Raw genomic sequence first — 20,685 nt, 5'->3', positions numbered from 1 at the left:
GCAACTGTTCCCCTTTATATTATTATCTATTGGCAAGTATAACTCCGAAGAGTATAGTTAGATTTAAGGCATTTCTTATTCACGAATAGCATAATACATATTCATGAAAGGATATTTTTCTTGTATTAGGGAGCTGTCGAGCGAATGAAGATACTAATTATTGATGATGAAAAGCTGGCAATTGACTTCCTTGAAAGGCAACTGCTGCATATTCCAGGCATTGAGATTGTTGGCAAGTATACTGATGTTCATGCGGGAAAGGAGCACGTCTTACAACTGGATGTAGACGTACTTTTTCTCGATATTAGTCTGCCAGAGATCAATGGTCTGGAGCTAGCAGAGCAAATTGCTATACATAAGCCCAATATCTCAATCGTGTTCGTTACGGCTTATAATGATTATGCTGTACAAGCCTATGAATTGGAAGCATTAGATTACGTCGTTAAGCCAGTTAGTGTAGAACGGCTGACCAAGACGATTGAGCGGATACAGAATCGAATGAGAAGCCAGCAGATCATGGTCGAGCCTCCCAAGCAGCCAAGTGGTCCCCGCATCATCGAGATGAAGCTATTCCGGCAGGTGATGATCGAGGAGGCAGGTGGCGAGCTCCGGTTACTGCAGTGGCGGACCAACAAGGCACAGGAATTATTCATGTACCTGCTGCAGCATCGGGGGCGTCCCGTTCAAAAGTCGATGCTCATTGAAGTTCTGTGGCCAGAGCACGAGCTGGACAAAATATTAGGGCAGCTGTATAACACAGTGTATCATGTGCGCCAAGCCTTAAGGCCTTATCAGGATCATGTACGGCTGGAGACCGTATCCGAGGGTTATATTTTGCAGCTCCAGAATGTCCTGCTGGACGTAGATGAATGGAAGAAGCTGCAGGCTCTACTGACTGAGCCCTCAGCCAGTGTAGTACATGATTATGTTGCGGTTATGAACGGATACACTGGACATTATCTGGCTATGTATGATTATTGGTGGCTGGAAGCCGAGCGAGAGCGACTAAAGGAAGTCTGGCTTGATGTATCGTTTGCGCTTGCGAACTGGTATCGGGAGCAGGGTCTGATCAAGGAAGAGGAACAATGTTACTGGAAGATTGTGGAGATTATTCCGCACGAGGAAAGAGCTGGTTTTGCACTCATGCTCATCTATGCAACCCAGGGATTGAACACACGGGTTATACAGTGTTATAGCAGACTTAAGAACAGCATGTACGAGGAACTGGGGCTGGAGCCTAGTCCTCATATTACACATTGGTACGAGAAATGGCAAAAAGACATATCTTTATCCATGAGTCAGCCCTGATCCGGCACGCCGGATTAGAGGCTGGCTTTTTTTGTATTTCGCAATGAAATGAACTAAAAACAGGGACCTGTCCAGAATTTGTAAAGGTATGTTAAGTATAATGTCCATTGTTAGCCTAGAGAGGGGGAAGTCGGACAAAATCCATAGATTATACTATACTAGCACAAGCAAAAAGAAAAGAGGGTGACATGTTTCATAGCATGAACAGAAAAATTATAGCCATGCTCCTGACCTGGATGCTGCTTCTCCAGATGATCGTCGGTAATGGAGCGGTATCAGTCCGTGCGGACGAAGCAGCAATTCCGTCAGGAACTGCATCTGTAACAGGTGATACTTATGGAGCAACTGAATCGCAAGAGAGCGCAAGTGACTCGAACACTTTGGCGAGAGTAAGTGCCTTGCAGACTACGATGGGACAGGCTGACAGCCTGCTCACCAAGGTGACGGTGAAGGATCCCAGCGGGACTGTGATTGATGCTGTATACAATCCAGACCGGGTTGAACGCTCACAGCTCGGCGATGCCGTAAGGCTCGAATACGAATGGGCGTTAGAGAATGGTCACTCCTATAAGAGTGGAGACACGTTTGAATTTGATATTCCGCAGGAATTCGTCATTTACAGCAGCATTAACGGTCAGCTGATGATGGACGGTGGCCTGAGCGTTGGTGACTTTACAGTGGATACTGCAGGTCATGTGACGATGACGTTCAACAGTATGGTGGAGAACTATTCGGAAGTTGGCGGCATGCTGCAGATCAACACAGAATTCAGCACCCAGACGATCAGAGGCAGCGTGGAGGTGCCGATCTACTTCCCTATACGGGGCGGAGATCATGTGGCCCTCGTGAATTTCCAGCCATGGAGAGGCACACCGCTGGAGAAGGATGGAGTCGCAGACAAGGACATCAAGATCGACTGGGCCTTGGATGTGAACACCTCTCTGGATACGATCCAGCATGCAGAGATCTCGGACCAGCTTCCAGCAGGTCTTGAGCTTGATCCTGCTTCCATTCGGGTGTACAAGCTGTTACCTAATGTGGATCGTGCACCGGATCTTGGTGCAGAGGTAGCTTCGGGAGCGAATGTTTACACCTTGACGACAGAGACGGACGGCTCGGCCTTCCGGATTGCATTTAATGACACCAGTCTGAATTCTGCTTACCGGGTTGTGTATTCTACCTGGATTACAGATGAAGAAAAGACTAGCTTCACCAATGCGGCCGAGCTGAACAGTCAGCAAGGCAATGTTGCGCGCAAGAATGACACGGTCAATATCAAACGCGAGAAGCTGGTGACCAAAGAAGCAGGGGCGTATGATGATGCCAAGCAGACGGTGACCTGGACTCTGAAATACAACTACGGCGAGAAGGACATTCCACAGTCTGATGCTTTCCTTGAAGATCGTTTTGAGGAAGACATGGAGCTCGTTCCGGGTTCGTTTAAGGTGACAGATGCCCTGACAGGGGATGAATTGCTGGCCAGCCTGTATCAGGTGACTCCTGTCGTCGGAGTTAATGGGAAGAATGGATTCGACCTGCAGTTCACGTCCGATGTGCAGGCTGCATATAACATTCAGTACCAGACGAAGGCAACAGATCGTGTGTTCCAGAACCACACGGTGACTAATGATGTGGTAACGGAGCTGTCTGGCAAGGAAACAACGGCTACAGCAACACATACCTTCCGTAGCTCCATCGGGGTGAAATCCATTGCAGCAACGGATTATAGTGCTAAGGAAGTAACGTGGAGAATCGTAGTGAATCGGGATCAGTGGTCGATGTCCAATCTGGTCATTGATGATGCTTTTACAGGCGGAGGTCTGACGTATCTGCCAGGGTCCTTGAGCATTACTTCCACGGGCGATCCGGTTCTTCCTTATACACTGGATGACAGTGAACCGGACAAGGGATTTAAGCTTAGCTTCACCGGAACTTTTGAAGATACGTATACGATTACTTATAAGATTGCATTTGATGCAAAAGAATCCGTCTACGGTAATACTGCATTGCTGGATTGGACAGAAAAAACATCGCAATCAACGGATCCGGTACGATTGCAAGCATCTTTCCGTCCTAATGCCTATACAATAAATAATGGCTACAAAAATGGTCAGTACAATGCGCGTGAGAAGAGACTGACCTGGGATGTAATCGTCAACTATAACAGCTTTGCTATTCCGGGTGCTCTATTCAAGGATGAGCTCAAGGAAGGACAAAAGCTGGATCTGGATTCAGTCAAAGTCTATCATGCTCAAGTGCAGGCCAATGGTGAGGTGCTTCAAGGAGCGGAAATTACTCTGAGTCCAGATAAGATTAGCTATAATGCGAATCTGCTTACCATTGATCTGGGTGATATTTCCACTCCGTATTGGATTACACTGAATACCAGATTGGACAACACGTTGGTAGCGGAAGAGATTCCTAATACTGCGGGCGTTACTGGCACTGATGGAGCTGAGTGGAGCTGGGATCGGAAGGTTACGATTCCACGTGGTGAAGTCTATGTCAGCAAGACAGGGGCCAGAAATGGAGATCTGGTTGACTGGGAGATCAAGATTAATGAAGGACAGTCTCTCGTTGAGAACGCTCGTATTATTGATACACCGAGCGCCAATCAGGTACTGGTGCGTGACTCGTTCAAGCTCTACAAGGGAGATGTAGCAGCTAACGGAACAGTCACCTCTGGAGCATTACTCACTCCAGGAACGGATTACGAGGTAGTATTCCATAAAGGAGCCTTGGATGAGGAGAGCTTCGAGCTGATATTCAATGGAAGCATTGATACGGCTTATGTACTTCGTTATTCCTCCGAAATTGCTGTCACTGCAGACCGGGAACCCGTCACTAATGAAGTAAGCTTCGTAGGAGACGGTGTCACGTCGGGTGTGAAGGAGACGGAGTATAGCGTTGTCATTCGCTTCTCGGATGGTTCAGGTACCGGGTCCATTGCGCGGGGGGCTATCACGCTCACCAAGGTGGACGAGGATAATGCATCCCTCGTACTGGCTGATGCCACCTACGATTTACATGATAGCTCAGGCCGCCTGATCGGACAGAAGGTAACGGATAACCTGGGGCAGCTGAGCTTTACCAAGCTTCTCTATGGTACGTATACACTGACGGAGACAACCGCTCCAGCAGGGTATGAGCTGGATACTCGTCCGCATACGATCGTCATTGATAGCGCTGTGCTGCAGACGGGCGGTGTGAAGCGAGTTACGATGACGAACAAGAAGACACCTGAGCCAGAGATTCCCGTCAATCCGGGGCCGGGTCCAGGTGGACCAGGAGTGCCACAGACGCCTGAATACGAGCTTCAAATTCTGAAGGTCGATGATGCACAATCGGATCTGGTTCTCGAAGGAGCTACGTTCCTCCTTAAGGATTCATCACAACAGCTGGAATCGAAGACTGTAACTACAGATGCCTTCGGGAAAGCGGTATTCACGAAGCTGCAGGCTGGGCAGTACACACTGGAGGAGATCAAAGCTCCGCAGGGTTATGTCCTGGAAGCGAATGCAGTCAGACATGTGAATATCACGACAGAAGGAGTTAGGGTGGATGGATTACTGGTACAGCAGCTCGTGGTCACGAACCACAAAGAGTCAGCCACCCCGGTAACTCCCGAGCAGCCAACTCCTGAAACGCCGAAGCCAGAAGAGCCAAGTCGGCCAGGTGGTGGGGGATCCAAGGGAGATAAGGATCGGGATCGGGATGAGCTTCCGGGGAACTCCACAGTTCCTACAGAAACTCCAGTGAACGACACCTCTGAGGAGGCGCCTACCACGCCTGGTGGCACGTCAAATCAAGATGGGGGCACGAATCCAGGCTCTGCAGAAGGTGAGACAGATACGACTAGCACGCAGCCGGCAGCAGATGCGGAGGATAGCGAAGGCGACCATAGTCTTGAGGATCAGGATGGTCAACTGGGCGAAGCGGGGGATACCCTTGCCAACCAGTCCACGGACGAGGATAACGCGAATATGGCCCCACATCAAAATGCTTCAGTCAAGGGCATGCTGCCACAAACGGGTGAAGGTAGCTCATTGCCACTGCAACTGATGGGACTGCTAGTGATTCTACTAGGAGTCTGGATGACTTGGCGTACAAGAGTTAACAGACGCTGACGGGTAGCAGATAATCCGTACAGCATGCACCTCCTGGGGAGCTACACCCGCAGGAGGTGCTTTTTTGAGCAATTAGACAACAGACAGTATAATAGAGGTATCTAGCCTATTTAGATTGAACCTGTAAATGGAGAAAGGGAATGAGGCGCGGAGGTCCAAACGTTCGCTGTAGTTGCACGGACCCGAACTCTTAACATCTTAAGTTTAATCTATATACGATACCACCTGTAATTGTGATGTACTCATGAAAGGATGGAGATCAATGCGGCGCTTGCTGCCATATGGCTTGATTGTACTAGGAGTGCTCATCATGCTAAGTCCTTCCCTGATGCGCTGGTTCAACGATCACAAGCAGAATGAACTGATGCTGAAGGCAGAGCAATGGGAGGCTGGGCAGCATAAGCTCAAGCCATCCCTCGTGAATGAATTTGCGAACGTCTCCGCCATGCTGGAGGGAGATGCAGTAGCTGAGGCTCCACTTGTGGATTCTGATGCATTCAATGCTGTTAATGGTGATATCCCGGTAGCTGTTCTGGAGATCCCAGTGATCGAACTGAAGCTGCCCGTGCTGGAAGGAGCGACCCAGTCGAATATGCGTTACGCCGCCGCTCACATGAGTGAGACGGCACCGGTCGGTACTGGTGGTAATGCAGCGATTGCGGCACATCGCGCCAGAGCGGAGGGAAGGCTATTCAATCGGTTGGATGAGGTCCGTGTGGGTGATTCCATCCTGGCCTCTACAGCTACAGAGAAGTTCGAGTACATCGTTGATCGGGTTACGATCGTCGAGCCAAGTGACCTATCTGTTCTAGCGGATCGGGAGAATGAGGCCATGTTGACACTGATCACATGCACTCCGAACGGTAAGCAACGAGTGATCGTCCAGGCAAGTATTCACAAGACGTAATTATGAATGTAAATAGCTTCGCCTGCACCATGCCATGCTGCGACATCAGCTTGTGGTATGAGCTGCAGGCTTGTTTGCATTTAAGCATGTTAACCTTTGCTGCTGCGTAGTACATTGTGATATCATTTTTGTGTAGAGCGCTTCCAGAGTAGATAGATTACTACATAATATGGCTTCTGAGTCAGGCATTCCAGAATGACATACAAGATGTCTATGGTCCCTAAGAGGAGAGGAGATGACTAGATTTGAAAGGGGTTTCAAATCTGCGAATTTCAGCAGCGAGCGTATATGATATACAGGTAGAGCACACCAAGCCCATTGAGCATGTCTGGCGGATGATTCAGAGGGATCATCAAGCGGTATTTGGAGCACCACCTTTGACTCAAGCGGCAGGAGGGACAGGAGCGCCAGTCGTTATTGTCCGCTATGCAGAGGGTGAGGACGATTGCCCTTCGTGGCCGGAGTCGTACAGCCTTCACTATCGAGAAGAGGCGCATGGAACGGTACTGGAGATCGTAGGAAGAGACGAGTTGGGACTAATCTACGGGCTACTTCGCTATAGCCACAAAGTGCTTGGTGTAGATCCTTTCTGGTTCTGGTCCGAGCTGGAGCCGCTCTCTAGGGAGCTGATTGAAGTGGCTGCGGAGGATTATGAATCTGAACAGCCCTGTGTACGGTATCGCGGCTGGTTCGTGAACGACGAGGTCTGTCTGATCGGCTGGAAGGAAGAATACCCGCCAGGCGAGGAGGTATGGCTGCCAGTCTTCGAGGCATTACTGCGCTGTGGAGGAAACATGGTCATTCCAGGTACCGATTTACCACGAACGGGTATTCATCATCAATTGGCGGTCGATATGGGCTTGTGGGTGACGCATCATCACGCGGAGCCGCTTGGAGCAGAAATGTTCCTGCGTGCGTTCCCTGGCAAGGCACCGAGTTATAAGGAGCATCCGGAGCTGTTCGAGCAGCTCTGGCGGGAGGCGATCGAGCGGCAAAGGCATGACAAGATCCTCTGGGTGCTGTCATTCCGGGGGCAGGGGGACAAGCCGTTCTGGGAGGATGATCCCAGCTTCGATACACCTGCCGCACGAGGGGCCTTGATCTCCAGTGTTGTTCGCAAGCAGTATGACATGCTGCATGAATATGTAGAGCATCCGGTCTGCTGTATGGCGATGTATGGAGAGATTGCGGAGCTGTATAAGCAAGGGCATATTGAGGTTCCTCATCGCGTGATCAAAATATGGGCGGACAATGGGTATGGCAAGATGGTGTCCAGACGACATGGCTCTACCAATCATCGTGTAGCCGCCTTGCCTGCGCCGGAGGATAAGGGGCATCATGGCGTCTACTATCATGTGACCTTTCATGATCTGCAGGCCTCCAATCATCTGACCATGTTCCCTGCACCATCATCACTTATTGCAGATGAGCTGGGACAAGCCTTTGCAGCAGGAGCCAGCGATTATCTGCTGGTGAATTCGGGAAATATTTTACCTCATTTATATATGTTGGACCTAGTCGCTGAGCTGTGGCAGCGTGGGAAGGTAAGTGAGCGCGAGCATCTGGAGGCCTTTATTGCCCGCAATTATACGGTGTGTCAGCATGAGATCGCAGCGTTATATGAGCAGTATGCTTCCAGCACGATCAAGTACGGTCCGCACGCGGATGACCGGGCAGGAGATGAATTCTATCATCATGCGGCGAGGGATATCATAGGGCACTGGCTTCGCGGACAACAGCAGGGCAAGGACAGCCTGAATTGGGCAGTCGAAGCTCCCTCCTTGCTGGAGCAGGTGCGTTGGTTCCGCAGCAAGGCAGAGGAGGCCATTCCACGCTGGGAGCGTCTGGAACGACAATGTGCTGAGATTCTGGAGCAGCTACCGCCAGATGAGCGATGGAGGCTGGAGACACAGCTGCAGGTTCAGCTGCAGTTGCATCGGAGCGGCTGTCAAGGGCTGGCATATCTGTGCCAGGCATACGAATACTTTAAGGCGGGAGATAACCCGCGCTCCTTCATACAAGCCTCTCATGCAGTGTGGAGCTACAGCGAGGGCAAGCAGGCGCTGGAGCATGCTGCACAGGGACGCTGGGAGCATTTCTACCGAGCCGATTGGTTGACGAATATCGACAATACAATTGGCCATGCGGATACGGCCCGCCGCTTTGTGCGCATTCAGGGGGATAGCCCGGATATGTTCCGCTGGTACAAGGATTTTTTGATGCCGGAGACCGAGAAATATATTTATCTCGAAAATACCCATCGAAATCCGCTTCCAGATGATGAGCTTGCACGAAGACTTGAGGAGGTTCTATAGGCTAACTTGTTGTCTCCTATGATGGATGTTTTGCATCTTCAGCCCCAGCCATTTATAATGCCCGATATACGGTTTCTTTAAGGAGTCAAAGTAGCTGATCAAAGTAAAAGTAATTGATCATAGTACAAACAACTTATTGAATTTACTGATTATGGCTGGGAGGATCAGAAGTGGCAGCAGAGATTGTAAGCATTTCTACACAAGAGCAACTGGAAGAGGCATTGAAGATCCGCAAGGAGGTCTTCGTGGAGGAGCAGCACGTTCCACTGGAGGAAGAGATTGATGGGTACGACCAGTTAGGGGATCAGGTCCACCATTTACTCGTGTTAGAGGGTGGTACAGCTGTTGCAACAGCCCGTCTTATCTACTATGATGACGCTACAGCGAAATTGCAGCGGGTAGCTGTATTGCAGGAGCACCGGAGCAAGGGTTATGGGCGCGTAATCCTGTTGGCGCTAGAGCAGCGAGCTAGAGAGCTGGGGCTTCAATTTGCCTTGCTGGATGCTCAATGTCAGGCTCTCGGCTTCTATGAGAAGCTGGGCTATGTTACGATATCGGATGAGCCCTTCGATGATGCGGGTATTCCGCACGTACGGATGCGAAAGGAGCTTTAGAGCACGACGAAATCAGTTTGAGCACGGATTTAAGTGATAGAGCGAGCTAGCCGCAAAAATTCAAGATGATTGATTGAGTACTACGTGTGCTGTGTCAGTACATTTAGCGATACAAAAATAGCCGCAGTCTCCTGAACGGGAGCTGCGGCTTTTGGTGCTCACATACGACCAGTCTGTAAAGGCGGTCTAGCGTATCATGTCATCTGTATCATACATCCGGTGTTGCTCAAGGAACCTCATGACACCCGCCTGGTTACGGAACTGCTCCATGCTATCATCATAGTGCATCAGAAAGATTTTCTCCTGAATATCCTCAGGAAGAGAGCGGAGTTCATCCAACGTCGTATGCACCGCACCGTGGCCGATGAGCTGCACCTCATGCAGGATCAGACGATATCCCTGCTGGCGAACGAGTCTCTCTAACAGCTCGGGATGGAATGTCATATCTGCACTGTAGAAGATTTTTTCATTGATGAGCAAGGAATAGCTATCCTTACCTGGAATATGGCGAGTAGATATTAGCTCGACGCTAATACCAGGAACAAGTTCGGCTGGAGATCCGGGGGTGAGTGGCCTCACATCGAATACATCCGTAATGCGCTCGATATATCCATCCTGATGCATGCCGCCCCGCAGCGTATGATCCCAGAGCGGCTGGACAAGGCTCTCTGCTATGTACAGAATCGGCTTGCGTCCATGTACAATATTCATGCGGAAGCCAAGCTCTTCGAGCCCGCCTACATGATCGCCGTGAATATGTGTAATAAGAACCGCGTCCGGCTCAGTTAATGGGATCTGGAGCTGATACATGGCCTGAGGAGCTGTAATTCCAAAATCTATTAACAGCTTGCCGCTTCCACTGTCCAGCAGTGCATTGTTGTTGAAGTAGGTCTTGGCGAAGGCTCCGCCTGTTCCCAGCATTTGCAGTTTCATTCGTCGATATCCTCCCTCAAATGGATAGGTTCATAATATGGTTCTGCACCATCAATCTCCATTAAAATAACCTTGGAATACAAGCTGCAAACTGATCCTTGGACCAGCTAGTCAGCGGTCTATATTGACAGTGTAGCATGACTGTTCTGCTGTTCCCAAGTGAAGATGTCAAAAGTGTCATTTTTGTGGACAGCTAGCGCAACTTGTGGCCTGTTTTGCAGTATAAATGTACAACAACAGATGTTGAGTGGAGGGACATAACGGGATGAAATGGAGAAAAGTGCTGTGCATGGCGATGTTGTTTTCACTCTTCGGTGGAACTACGCTCGCGGCTGAGCCTAGCAAGGATCAGGTGCGTTTAATAATCAACGGGGAAGAGGCGAAGGACGGTGGGGTCGTCATTGAGGGCAAGACCTACGTACCGCTTCGTGACTTTAATGGTATCGTCAGCTTTGATCCGGCTACCGGCAAAGTGATATTTGAACAGCCGAATGTGCATATCTTTTTGTTCAAAGGGGACACCCCTTTTGGCAATGTCAATAAAGGTAAGCTGAAGTTCAATGTGTTCTCGCAGGTAGACAGTCTGCAGACCAATGCATATGCTGTGAAGATCGCGATTGCTGATCCGGACGGGAATGTGAAGGACATACAGAGCCAGGAGATCAAGGACCAGCAGAAGGATAACTTCTGGTTCAGGACGGCTGATTTCACCTATGATTTCAAGAAAGCAGGGAAGTATCGGGTAGGGTTCTATATTCAGGAGTCCAAGGATGGACCGTTCGTGCTGATCTCTGAAAAGGTGATTACAGCGCTTGAATCTTGATACTTGGCAAAAATTGACCTTACTTGGCTGACATGTTACCATACACATGAAGGACAATATTAACCGAAGGTAGGTATATCCATGACTGACCACAAGCATGAACACGGCGAATCCTGTGGACACGACCATGATCATGATCACGAGCATGAAGAAATGGTGCTCACTCTGACGGATGAAGAAGGTAACGATGTTGAGATGGTATTGGTAGAGACTTTTGATGTTGAAGACAAGGTCTATGCACTGCTACTCGAACGCGGCAATCCGGAAGCAGACGGCATTATTCTTCGTTTACAAGAAGAGAACGAAGAGATGATGCTTTATAATATTGAAGATGAAGAAGAATGGAAACGTGTGGAAGAAGCGTACAACGAGCTCGTTGCTCAGTACGAATAATCCCATGACCGGCTACAGAGGCCGGATATTAGGGTCCCCGCTTAGCGGGGGCTTTTTATTTAAGTGTAAATTTTCAATTGCAGGCACATTCAACAGTTCGAATTGAACCAATTAACTGCGGCCCTAACCCTTTACGAGAAAAAGAGCAGCTCTCGGCTGCTCTAATCTTTGGTGGTGCTATGTCTTGCTCGCACAATGATCATCTTACAGTTAGAAAATCGGATCAGCCTCGACAATGACCTTGACCTGATTGATGTAGCGGTCCTCGGGACCTTTCACAGGGAGGCCAACCTCAACATGGTCGACAATATAGTCGATATTCTCCTGAGTAATGACTTCACCTGGAAGCAGAATTGGAATACCAGGAGGATACACATAAATGAATTCAGCAATGATTCGGCCAGCCGATTCCTTGAATGGAATCACCTCAGTATCTGCATAAAAAGCATCACGCGGAATGAGGGATAGTTGTGGGATCTCCGGAATCTTCACAATCATTTCATTGACTTGGCCATCTGGATAGAATTTATCAGACAGTGCCTGCAGTGCCTCCAGCAATATATTTATAGAATCCTGTGTATCACCAGGTGTAACCAGGCACAGAATGTTATACATATCGCTGAGCTCAACCTCGATATTGTAGTGCTCACGCAGCCAGTTCTCCGTCTCATAGCCAGTTACGCCAAGGTGACGTACGTGGATGGTGACCTTGGTCGGGTCATGATCATATGCTGCCTCCGAGCCTAGAATATCGTTGCCGAAGCAGTAGAGGCCAGGAATTTCGTTGATAGCCCGTCTAGCCTGCTCTGCAAGCTCAATGGTCTGCTGCGCCATCTCAAAGCCGTTCAATGCGAGATTACGACGCGAGGTGTCCAGCGATGCCAGCAGGATGTATGAAGTGGATGTGGTTGTCAGCATACTGATAATCGTCTGTACCCGGTAAGGATTGATATAGCCGTTCTTGGTATTCAGATTCAGTACAGAGCTCTGTGTCATGGAGCCGCCTAGCTTGTGCACGCTTGTAGCTGCCATATCCGCACCGGCCTGCATGGCCGACATTGGAAGCTCGGGATGGAAATGAATAAGCACTCCGTGTGCCTCGTCCACCAGTACGGGGACGTCATAGCTGTGGGCCAGATCGACGATCTCCTTCAGGTTGGCACACACGCCAAAGTAGGTTGGATTGATGACCAATACGCCTTTGGCGTCTGGATGGCGCTCCAGAGCGCGGCGGACCGAGCTTGTCGTAATGCCGTGGTCGATACCGAGATTCTCGTCTTGTGCAGGAGACACAAAGATTGGCTTAGCACCCGAGAAAATAACCGCAGACATTACTGATTTGTGCACATTACGCGGAACAATAATCTTGTCACCCGGTGAGCACACGGACAGAATCATCGTCATGATCGCTCCGCTTGTCCCTTGGACGCTAAAGAAAGTATGGTCGGCTCCGAACGCATCGGCTGCAAGCTTTTGGGCCTGCTCAATAACCCCGGTTGGCTGATGGAGGTCATCAAGCGGGGCAATGTTAATCAAATCTATGGAAAGAGCATTATCTCCAATAAACTCTCGAAATTCCGGGTCTGTGCCTAGTCCCTTCTTATGACCTGGAATGTGAAATTGTACCGGATTACGCTCCGCATGTTGTTTTAGAGCCGAGAAAAGCGGGGTCTGGCGATGATCCATTAGTGCTGTCACAACCTTTCTTGTTGACGCTGTCGGCAGTCTGCCGGCTTCGCGTGTGAGTTATAGTTTTGAAATGATAAGGTGCTTCCTGATACAATACCTAATTATTAAACAAAATTGAGTATAGCAAAATGAGAACGGAATGCAAGCAAACAATTGTGAAATTAAACTGCTTAGGATGTGAAGTGGATGAGTGCTGTGCATACGGCAAATGCCAGAAGGCTCTGGTCTCCATTTTTTGTGTCTTTGTGGATACTGGTATTTCTGGTCGAATTTCTGAAAGGGTCCTTGCTGGTATCGATCCTTCCTATATATATGGGAGACTCCTTGGGGCTATCTGCAGGTGTCATTGGCATCGCCTTCTCGCTTCAGTACTTGGGTGACAATCTGTTCCGGGCGCCTGCAGGCTGGATTGCAGAGCGTATCGGCTACAGAGGCACGATGATCGCGGCCTTTATTGTGACCTTGCTGTCGGTCCTGATGCTGGCCTTCTTCACCTCACCACTCATGCTGGTGCTGGCCTGCTTGTTGCTGGGCATGGGAACCTCTCCGCTGTGGCCCTGTGCCATGACGGGTACGACTGAAATATCTGGGCCGACCAATAGCAACGGGCGTGCGATGGGTACGCTGGAGATCGCTCTCCTGAGCGGCACAGGCCTTGGCCCCATCATTATGAACTATATTGCCTCTCATTCGGGCCACGAATACGGAGTCGTGTTCATGGTGTTGACTGGAAGCGTCATTCTTGCCTTGCTGGTCTCCATGCTGCTGCCTGGCAGGAAGCCTGTATTGACAGTATCGGGTTCGGACGGCGGTGGGCGAGTGGATCAGCTCATGGACAGTATTAGAGAAACGCTGGATTTCGTGCGGCATCATCTCCACGTGAATCGGTTGATCTATCCGGCGCTGTTTCTGCAATCCTTTGTCATCGGTGTGCTGAGCCCTGTGCTGACGCTGTACGCGCGCACCGATCTCGGTCTATCTCCCAACATGTATAGCGTGCTGCTCGTAGCTGGTGGGGCGGTAACGGCTATCACGCTTATTCCTTGTGGGCGGCTAGTGGATCGTTTTGGCCCGAGGGTGTTTTTGCATATTGGATTCATGCTGGCAGGTCTTACCCTGCTGGTGTTCTTTCAGGTTAAAGCTCTTCCGCATATTTTTATTGCGGTCGGCGTTATCGGGTTCAGCTACGCACTCATCCTGCCAGCCTGGAATGCTTTCATTGCCAGCTTGATTCCCAAGAGCGAGCGTGGCACGATCTGGGGCTTCTTTTTGACGTTACAGGGTTCTGGTCTGGTCGTAGGTCCCATCATTTCTGGTCTGATGTGGGATCGGGCAGGCCATGCCTCACCGTTTCTGCTCGCAGGTGCAGGGATGCTGCTCTTGTTCTGCTGTCATTTCGCATTAGCCCGAAATCCTCTTCGCAAGCCACGACGCAGTGATCCATCCTAGACCGTTCTCAACCTCATGACGATCTTCATGGAAGTCTCATTACGAACAGCCCCTGAGTCGCTAGAGCGCGATTTCAGGGGCTGTATTCGTTGGAGCCCACAATCGGAAGCTTCATTTCATGCCGAGGTGCTGATCATGTCGATGTGCCTTTGATACTGCATAGCTGTAGCTATAGGAGCTCTTGTATTTATCAGCTAATGGCGAGGTCATCTGCCAAAGTGAATGCCATCTTGTAGAGGGGCAGCAGCTGCTTGAAGGTGGACTGAATGAGAGACAATAGTTCTTGTCCGTCACGCAGGCGCGCATCACCCCGCTCTAGGCGAATGCCGCAGACGACCTCGGATTTTTTGACTCGGCTCAGCTTGTCGGCTATTTCGAGCAGTGTTTCTGGTCCCGTGTCTGATTGAGGAGTTCCCTCAGGAGACATATGGTTCATGGACCAATAATAATGCCCCGGAACGATATCAGGAATGTCATCAATGTGAGACTTCAATTGCTCACCGAACACTACTTTGTTGGGACTTTCATAGATTATGGCAAAGACAATGAAGACATGAGTAGAGAACATACCTACTTCAAAATGCGGATAGGCCTTGTAGCCGCGCTTATTAGCTGCCCAGGCAACCCAGGTATCCTTCGGCGGATTCACCGTACGACGTGCGTGCTTGGCGATGTGCGGATACATCTGCTCGCCAGTCAGCTCGGTCATGTAGGGAGTCAATTCCTGACCAAGTAGCTCAAGCTTAGGTCTGACCTGCTCGATGAGTACCTCCATTCTGGCTTCAAGCCCGGGAATTTCAAATACATCAAAATCCTTCTCTTCAAATCCACGAAATGTCATCCTGTACCTCCTGTATATTCCTGTCACATCAAGCAATTCGCGTGATGATCATTCAGTGTCTGTTCAGTGTTTTGGTAGCAGCTCATAACGATAAGTATAGCATATGCGATAGTTTTTATTGACGCTCCGTGCCTGAAGATATGATGAAGTTCAAGGCTCAGCGCTGGATCTATCTTCATGAATCATTGGAATTCAGAACAAGAGGCAGCTTAGTCATAGAATATATAGCCATATGAGCAGCAAGCTGCTGAAATTTAGTCAAATAACCAAGTACCCTTACATATGATGAAGTATAAAATAGAGCAAGGATACGATCAGACTGAGCAGCCATTGCGCAGCCGAGGCTGATCCGAACCTTAAGAAGGAGGGATTGCCGTGAATAAGGGCTGCGAAGTGGAATACTGCAATTTGGAGCTCCGGTTTAGCCGCCGGCACATCCACAATTTAATCAAGGACCTTATTCAGGAGGGGTACTCTCTGTACTGGAGCGAGGACGAATCCTATCTCGTGCTCTCGGTCAGAACAGGACGCAAGCTCGTCAAGCTCCGTTTCCAACAGCTTCGGACAGGCGATTATAAGCTGGCGGGGGATTACATGATTCGGGATACAAAATTGGCAGAATGGCTGGAAAAGCTGATCGAGGTGACACGCGGACATGCTGTCGTCAAACGGTTCAAGGATCATCATATTCTGGTGGAGAACATTCTGTTCGGAGAAGTGATTCGTCTCGTTGAGGTCACAGGCTTCAAGCAGCGCATTCTGTTCCAGAAGGGACCCGTTCTGTCTGCCGAGGAAATGGAGGAAATGTTCAACTCGTGCGAGGGGGAAGAGCGGCTGCAGCTACTGACGATGGAAATTGACGATCATCTGGAACGATTGTCGGTTGCGCTTCGGGAAGGCGATGATCTCAAGGCAGAACGATGCCGCACAGAGCTGGTTCCGTTAGCCAGACAGCTTATGATGCTGGAAGGATGAGCAAGGAACGCTTTAGCAGGTAAAGGCACAAGCACATGAACTCAACTGGAGAGCTGTCGGGATGACCGACAGCTATTCTTTTGCTTGGGGAGGGATCAGTACAAGTAAGCTTTACTTAGGCGCTGGTTAGCGTAAGCGAGTATAAGTAGTCTTTGAAAATACAAAATACGACTAAGTCCGGTCTCGAAGAGGCATTGTAAGTTGTACAAGCAGTCCTGTAACAGGCAGGGGTTCACTTCTACACGCAAAAACGTTAAAATGTAATGTAATAGCATGCGCATATGCAAATGCTTGAATAAAAAAATATATGTGCAAAGGATGAGAAACCAGATGGCAAAACAGCAAATTGGTGTTATTGGTCTGGCCGTAATGGGCAAAAACCTGGCTCTTAACATTGAAAGCAAAGGCTTCACGGTCTCGGTATATAATCGTTCCTCCGAGAAGACACATGATCTGCTCAAGGAAGCGGAGGGCAAGAACCTGACAGGCACGTTCACTATTGAAGAATTCGTGAATTCCCTGGAATCCCCGCGCAAGATTCTGATCATGGTTCAGGCTGGCAAGGCAACAGATGCTACGATTGAACAACTTCTGCCACATCTGGACGAAGGAGATATTATTATAGATGGCGGTAACGCCTACTTCCCTGACACTCAACGTCGCAGCGCAGAGCTGGAGGCCAAAGGCATTCGCTTCATCGGTACCGGCGTATCCGGTGGTGAAGAGGGTGCACTGAACGGACCTTCCATCATGCCAGGCGGTCTGGAAAGTGCCTACAAGCTGGTAGAGCCGATCCTGACAGCGATCTCGGCCAAAGTGAACGGTGATCCTTGCTGTACATATATCGGTACGGATGGCGCAGGCCATTATGTGAAGATGGTTCATAACGGAATCGAGTACGGTGATATGCAATTGATCGGCGAAGCTTATCATTTGATGAAATCTGTACTTAACGTAGGTGCAGAAGAGCTGCATGAAATCTTCTCCGAATGGAATAAGGGCGAGCTGGACAGCTATCTGATTGAGATTACCGCTGACATCTTCTCCAAGTATGATCCAGAGACAGGTAAGCCTATGGTAGATGTCATTCTGGATGCTGCCGGACAGAAGGGTACTGGTAAATGGACAAGCCAAAACGCGCTGGATCTCGGCGTACCGCTGTCCATGATTACAGAGTCCGTGTTCTCTCGCTTCCTGTCGGCTATGAAGGAAGAGCGCGTGGCGGCAAGCAAGGTACTGAGCGGACCTACCGCACCAGCGTTCACCGGAGATAAGAAGGAGTTCATCGAGAATGTTCGCAAGGCGCTGTTCGCCAGCAAGATTGTATCCTACGCTCAAGGCTTTGCTCAAATGCGTGCAGCTTCCGATGAATACGGCTGGGATCTTAAATACGGCAAAATCGCAATGATTTTCCGTGGCGGCTGCATTATCCGTTCTCGCTTCCTGCAAAACATCATGGATGCCTACGATCAGGACCCTGCACTCAAAAACCTGTTGCTGGATCCGTTCTTCAAAAATGTTGTAGAATCCTATCAGGACGCTTGGCGTCAAGTGATTTCTGTTGCCGTTGCTAATGGTGTTCCTGTACCTGGCTTCTCCAGCGCACTTGCTTACTATGACAGCTACCGTACAGAGCGTCTGCCTGCGAACCTGCTTCAGGCACAACGTGATTATTTCGGAGCCCATACCTTCAAGCGTGTGGACAAGGAAGGCGTATTCCATCATCAATGGTTCTAATACGGCTGCTTTACAGCTAGGATAGCTGTAGTGTGCCAGGGGCGAATAGCTCCCGACTTCTGACTTACTAAAACTAGGCCCTGCTGCTTTTTTGGCGGCAGGGTTTTTCATGGTATCCTGTCGGTGGATTGTCTAATCTTTCGGGCCTGTGGTATGATATGAAAAGTTTAGAGCCAAAAGAGGTGTCACAGTGAGTCATAAAGAGCAATTTTCGAATATTATTCTAGTCGGGCTGTCCGGCACCGGGAAATCCACGGTATCTGAATTGCTGGCTCAGAGGCTGAATTACAGGCTGGTCGACATTGATGCTGAGATCGTGCGTACCGAGCAGCGACCGATCGTGGACATCTTCGCCGACGAGGGTGAGGCTTACTTCAGACAGGCCGAGTGCGATTGCTTGTGCCGGGTCGTGAAGAACCAGCATCAGATTATCGCTACAGGGGCGGGAGCCGTACTCCGTCCAGACAACTGTGAGGCTATGCTTGCAGGAGGGTTGGTAGTGGCCTTGACCGCATCGTTGGAGTCGATTGTCGCACGGATTCAAGGAAACACAGAGCGACCTTTACTAGCTGGTAATGTTGAGGAGAAGGTTAGACGGATGATGGAAGAGCGCAAGGATGCTTATCGATTCGCTCATGTCACGATCAACACAGAAGGGCGTAGCGCTGCTGAAGTAGCTTCTGACATTTTAACACAGTACCGCGTCTAAGCTTTTAGGGGAGTAAGTGGAGCGTCCCATGAAAAAGAAGGGCGGCTTAACCGCTCTTCTTTTTGTGAGACTATAGAAGGCTGTATCGAACCTATTGCTCTTGATTCCATTGCAGCATGCCGCCTACCATATTGGTACAGCCATTATAACCATGCTGCTGCAGGTACTCACAGGCACGTTCGCTACGGTAGCCACTGCGACAGATGAAGATAATTTCACCCGTGTTCTCAATCTCCGTGATACGATCCGGAATTTGCCCGAGGGGGATATGCTTCGCTCCTTCAATCATGCCTGCTGCTACTTCCTCATCCTCGCGGACGTCAATCATTTGCAGACGCTCGCCGGCCTGGAGACGCTGGCGTAATACAGAGGGCTCGATTTCGGCAATCTGTGTCATCGTTCGGACCTCATTTCGTTTGATTTCATGTCATTTGAGATAATTTCACTGCTATTTTTCGCAAATGGTTGTGATATATCTCATGGCATTTATGATATCCAAGCCATGTCTGTGCTGTCAACGGAGCACTTCATTCCACGGCTTACCAAACTATAAATAAGGGGCGCATTGTATATGGATGTTATCGTAAAACCTACTCCCTCCTTGAAGGGTCAATTCGGAGCGCTGTCCTCCAAGAACTATACAACTCGTTATTTACTCGCAGCTGCTCTTGCAGAAGGCACGAGCACGATTCATTTCCCTGCACACAGTGAGGATAGTGACGCTATGCGCCGCTGTATTGCGGACCTGGGAGCTGTGCTGGAAGAGGATGACGAGAAGATCGTCATTACAGGCTTTGGACGTAATCCCCATCCTGCGACGGAACTGAATGTGGGCAACGCAGGGGCTGTATTACGCTTTCTGATGGGGACAGCAGCGCTGCTGCCGGATGTGACCTTCGTGAACACATACCCTGAATCGCTCGGCAAACGTCCTCATCTGGACCTGATTGAGGCCTTGGAGCAGATGGGGGTAGAGGTGGAGCATCAGGCAGGACGCTTGCCTATTCGTATTCGGGGAGGTCAGCCTAAGGGCGGTCATATCCGTGTATCGGGTTCCGTCAGCTCGCAGTATTTAAGTGCACTCCTGTTCTTGACGCCGCTATTGGAGGAGGACAGTCACATTGAAGTGCTGCATGACCTCAAATCCAAAGTGGTCATTGGCCAGACGCTGGAGGTGCTGGAGCAGGCAGGAATCACAGTCCATGCCAGTGAGGATTACATGTCCTTCGACGTCCCTGGCCGTCAGTCCTATAAGGCTCGTGAATACACTGTGCAAGGGGATTATCCGGGCAGTGCAGCCATTTTGGCAGCAGCAGCGGTTACTCATTCTGACGTAACTGTAGAGCGGCTCATGGAGCACAGCAAGCAAGGTGAGCGTGCTATTGTTGATGTACTGCAGATGATGGAGGTTCCTTTGACACATGAGAACGACGTGGTGCGTATTCAGGGGAATGGTAAGCTGAAGGCGGTAGAGTTCGATGGAGATGCGGCGACGGATGCTGTGCTGGCAATGGTTGCGGCGGCTGTCTTTGCCGAAGGCACCTCCCGCTTCTACAATGTAGAGAATTTGCGCTACAAGGAATGTGACCGGATTACGGACTATCTGAACGAGCTGAAGAAAGCAGGGGCACATGTAGAAGAGCGTCAGGCCGAAATTATTGTCCACGGTACCCCGGAAGGTGTTCCAGGTGGGGTGGAGATTAATGCGCATTTCGATCATCGTGTCATTATGGCTTTGACTGTGGTCGGTCTGAGAGCGGCACAACCGTTACGAATTAAGGATGCACATCATGTGGCCAAATCCTACCCGCAATATTTTGATCATTTGCTTGCGCTTGGAGCCGATGTTGAGTGGGTACAATAAT

The 20,685-nt window shown here is 49.8% G+C and carries 16 protein-coding genes; 12 read left to right on the top strand and 4 right to left on the bottom strand.

The window, feature by feature from the left end; translation table 11 throughout:
• Nucleotides 1–144 precede the first annotated feature (144 nt).
• The 5 genes from MKX74_RS17090 (at nt 145) to MKX74_RS17070 (ending at nt 9,271) form a co-directional block, all read left to right on the top strand.
• The gene (locus MKX74_RS17090) at nt 145–1,308 is read left to right on the top strand and encodes a response regulator (protein WP_341179210.1); all 1,164 of its coding nucleotides are present in this window, start codon (nt 145–147) and stop codon (nt 1,306–1,308) included.
• Between the two features lie 200 nt (nt 1,309–1,508).
• Nucleotides 1,509–5,435 carry a collagen binding domain-containing protein gene (locus MKX74_RS17085; RefSeq protein ID WP_341179209.1) on the top strand — a complete coding sequence of 1,309 codons (3,927 nt, stop codon included), beginning with the start codon at nt 1,509–1,511 and terminating at the stop codon, nt 5,433–5,435.
• A 262-nt stretch (nt 5,436–5,697) separates the two neighbouring features.
• Nucleotides 5,698–6,342 (top strand): class D sortase, encoded by a 645-nt coding sequence (locus MKX74_RS17080; RefSeq protein WP_341179208.1) that lies wholly within the window; start codon nt 5,698–5,700, stop codon nt 6,340–6,342.
• Nucleotides 6,343–6,587: 245 nt separating this feature from the next.
• Nucleotides 6,588–8,657: a glycosyl hydrolase 115 family protein gene (locus MKX74_RS17075; protein WP_341179207.1), complete on the top strand. Its 2,070-nt coding sequence runs from the start codon at nt 6,588–6,590 to the stop codon at nt 8,655–8,657.
• A 170-nt stretch (nt 8,658–8,827) separates the two neighbouring features.
• Nucleotides 8,828–9,271, top strand: coding sequence for a GNAT family N-acetyltransferase (locus tag MKX74_RS17070; protein ID WP_341179206.1), 444 nt, complete (start codon nt 8,828–8,830; stop codon nt 9,269–9,271).
• Between the two features lie 186 nt (nt 9,272–9,457).
• On the opposite strand, the gene MKX74_RS17065 is transcribed toward MKX74_RS17070, so the two are convergent.
• Nucleotides 9,458–10,204 (bottom strand): MBL fold metallo-hydrolase, encoded by a 747-nt coding sequence (locus MKX74_RS17065; protein ID WP_341179205.1) that lies wholly within the window; start codon nt 10,202–10,204, stop codon nt 9,458–9,460.
• Nucleotides 10,205–10,469: 265 nt separating this feature from the next.
• On the opposite strand from MKX74_RS17065, the gene MKX74_RS17060 reads away from it, so the two are divergent.
• Entirely contained in the window at nt 10,470–11,027 is a 558-nt protein-coding gene (locus MKX74_RS17060; protein ID WP_018887500.1) for a copper amine oxidase, read from the top strand.
• A gap of 81 nt (nt 11,028–11,108) precedes the next feature.
• Nucleotides 11,109–11,420, top strand: a complete 312-nt coding sequence (locus tag MKX74_RS17055; RefSeq protein ID WP_341179204.1) for a DUF1292 domain-containing protein — start codon at nt 11,109–11,111, stop codon at nt 11,418–11,420.
• A gap of 210 nt (nt 11,421–11,630) precedes the next feature.
• On the opposite strand, the gene MKX74_RS17050 is transcribed toward MKX74_RS17055, so the two are convergent.
• Nucleotides 11,631–13,106, bottom strand: a complete 1,476-nt coding sequence (locus MKX74_RS17050) for an aminotransferase class I/II-fold pyridoxal phosphate-dependent enzyme (RefSeq protein WP_018887502.1) — start codon at nt 13,104–13,106, stop codon at nt 11,631–11,633.
• Nucleotides 13,107–13,295: 189 nt separating this feature from the next.
• Here MKX74_RS17050 and MKX74_RS17045 point away from each other — a divergent pair, with 189 nt between their 5' ends.
• Nucleotides 13,296–14,558, top strand: coding sequence for an MFS transporter (locus MKX74_RS17045; RefSeq protein WP_341179203.1), 1,263 nt, complete (start codon nt 13,296–13,298; stop codon nt 14,556–14,558).
• Between the two features lie 190 nt (nt 14,559–14,748).
• Here the strand turns inward: MKX74_RS17045 and MKX74_RS17040 are convergent, their stop codons facing one another.
• On the bottom strand, nt 14,749–15,399 hold the full coding sequence (locus tag MKX74_RS17040) for a YktB family protein (RefSeq protein WP_341179202.1): 651 nt from the start codon (nt 15,397–15,399) through the stop codon (nt 14,749–14,751).
• A gap of 375 nt (nt 15,400–15,774) precedes the next feature.
• On the opposite strand from MKX74_RS17040, the gene MKX74_RS17035 reads away from it, so the two are divergent.
• The 3 genes from MKX74_RS17035 to MKX74_RS17025 all read left to right on the top strand — a co-directional run bounded on the left by MKX74_RS17035 (nt 15,775) and on the right by MKX74_RS17025 (nt 18,820).
• Nucleotides 15,775–16,374: a hypothetical protein gene (locus MKX74_RS17035; protein WP_018887505.1), complete on the top strand. Its 600-nt coding sequence runs from the start codon at nt 15,775–15,777 to the stop codon at nt 16,372–16,374.
• A 330-nt stretch (nt 16,375–16,704) separates the two neighbouring features.
• The gene (gene gndA, locus MKX74_RS17030) at nt 16,705–18,111 is read left to right on the top strand and encodes an NADP-dependent phosphogluconate dehydrogenase (protein ID WP_025681731.1); all 1,407 of its coding nucleotides are present in this window, start codon (nt 16,705–16,707) and stop codon (nt 18,109–18,111) included.
• Between the two features lie 190 nt (nt 18,112–18,301).
• Complete coding sequence (locus MKX74_RS17025; protein ID WP_341179201.1) at nt 18,302–18,820, top strand: shikimate kinase; 519 nt, start codon at nt 18,302–18,304, stop codon at nt 18,818–18,820.
• A 91-nt stretch (nt 18,821–18,911) separates the two neighbouring features.
• On the opposite strand, the gene MKX74_RS17020 is transcribed toward MKX74_RS17025, so the two are convergent.
• The gene (locus MKX74_RS17020) at nt 18,912–19,217 is read right to left on the bottom strand and encodes a rhodanese-like domain-containing protein (protein ID WP_025681730.1); all 306 of its coding nucleotides are present in this window, start codon (nt 19,215–19,217) and stop codon (nt 18,912–18,914) included.
• Between the two features lie 174 nt (nt 19,218–19,391).
• On the opposite strand from MKX74_RS17020, the gene aroA reads away from it, so the two are divergent.
• Entirely contained in the window at nt 19,392–20,684 is a 1,293-nt protein-coding gene (aroA, locus tag MKX74_RS17015) for a 3-phosphoshikimate 1-carboxyvinyltransferase (RefSeq protein ID WP_341179200.1), read from the top strand.
• Nucleotide 20,685 lies beyond the last annotated feature (1 nt).

It is taken from the genome of Paenibacillus sp. FSL K6-1230 (assembly GCF_038002385.1).
Taxonomy (GTDB): Bacteria; Bacillota; Bacilli; order Paenibacillales; family Paenibacillaceae; genus Paenibacillus; species Paenibacillus massiliensis.
The sequence above is the reverse complement of the archived record's forward strand: the minus strand, read 5'-3'. Positions and strand labels throughout refer to the sequence as shown.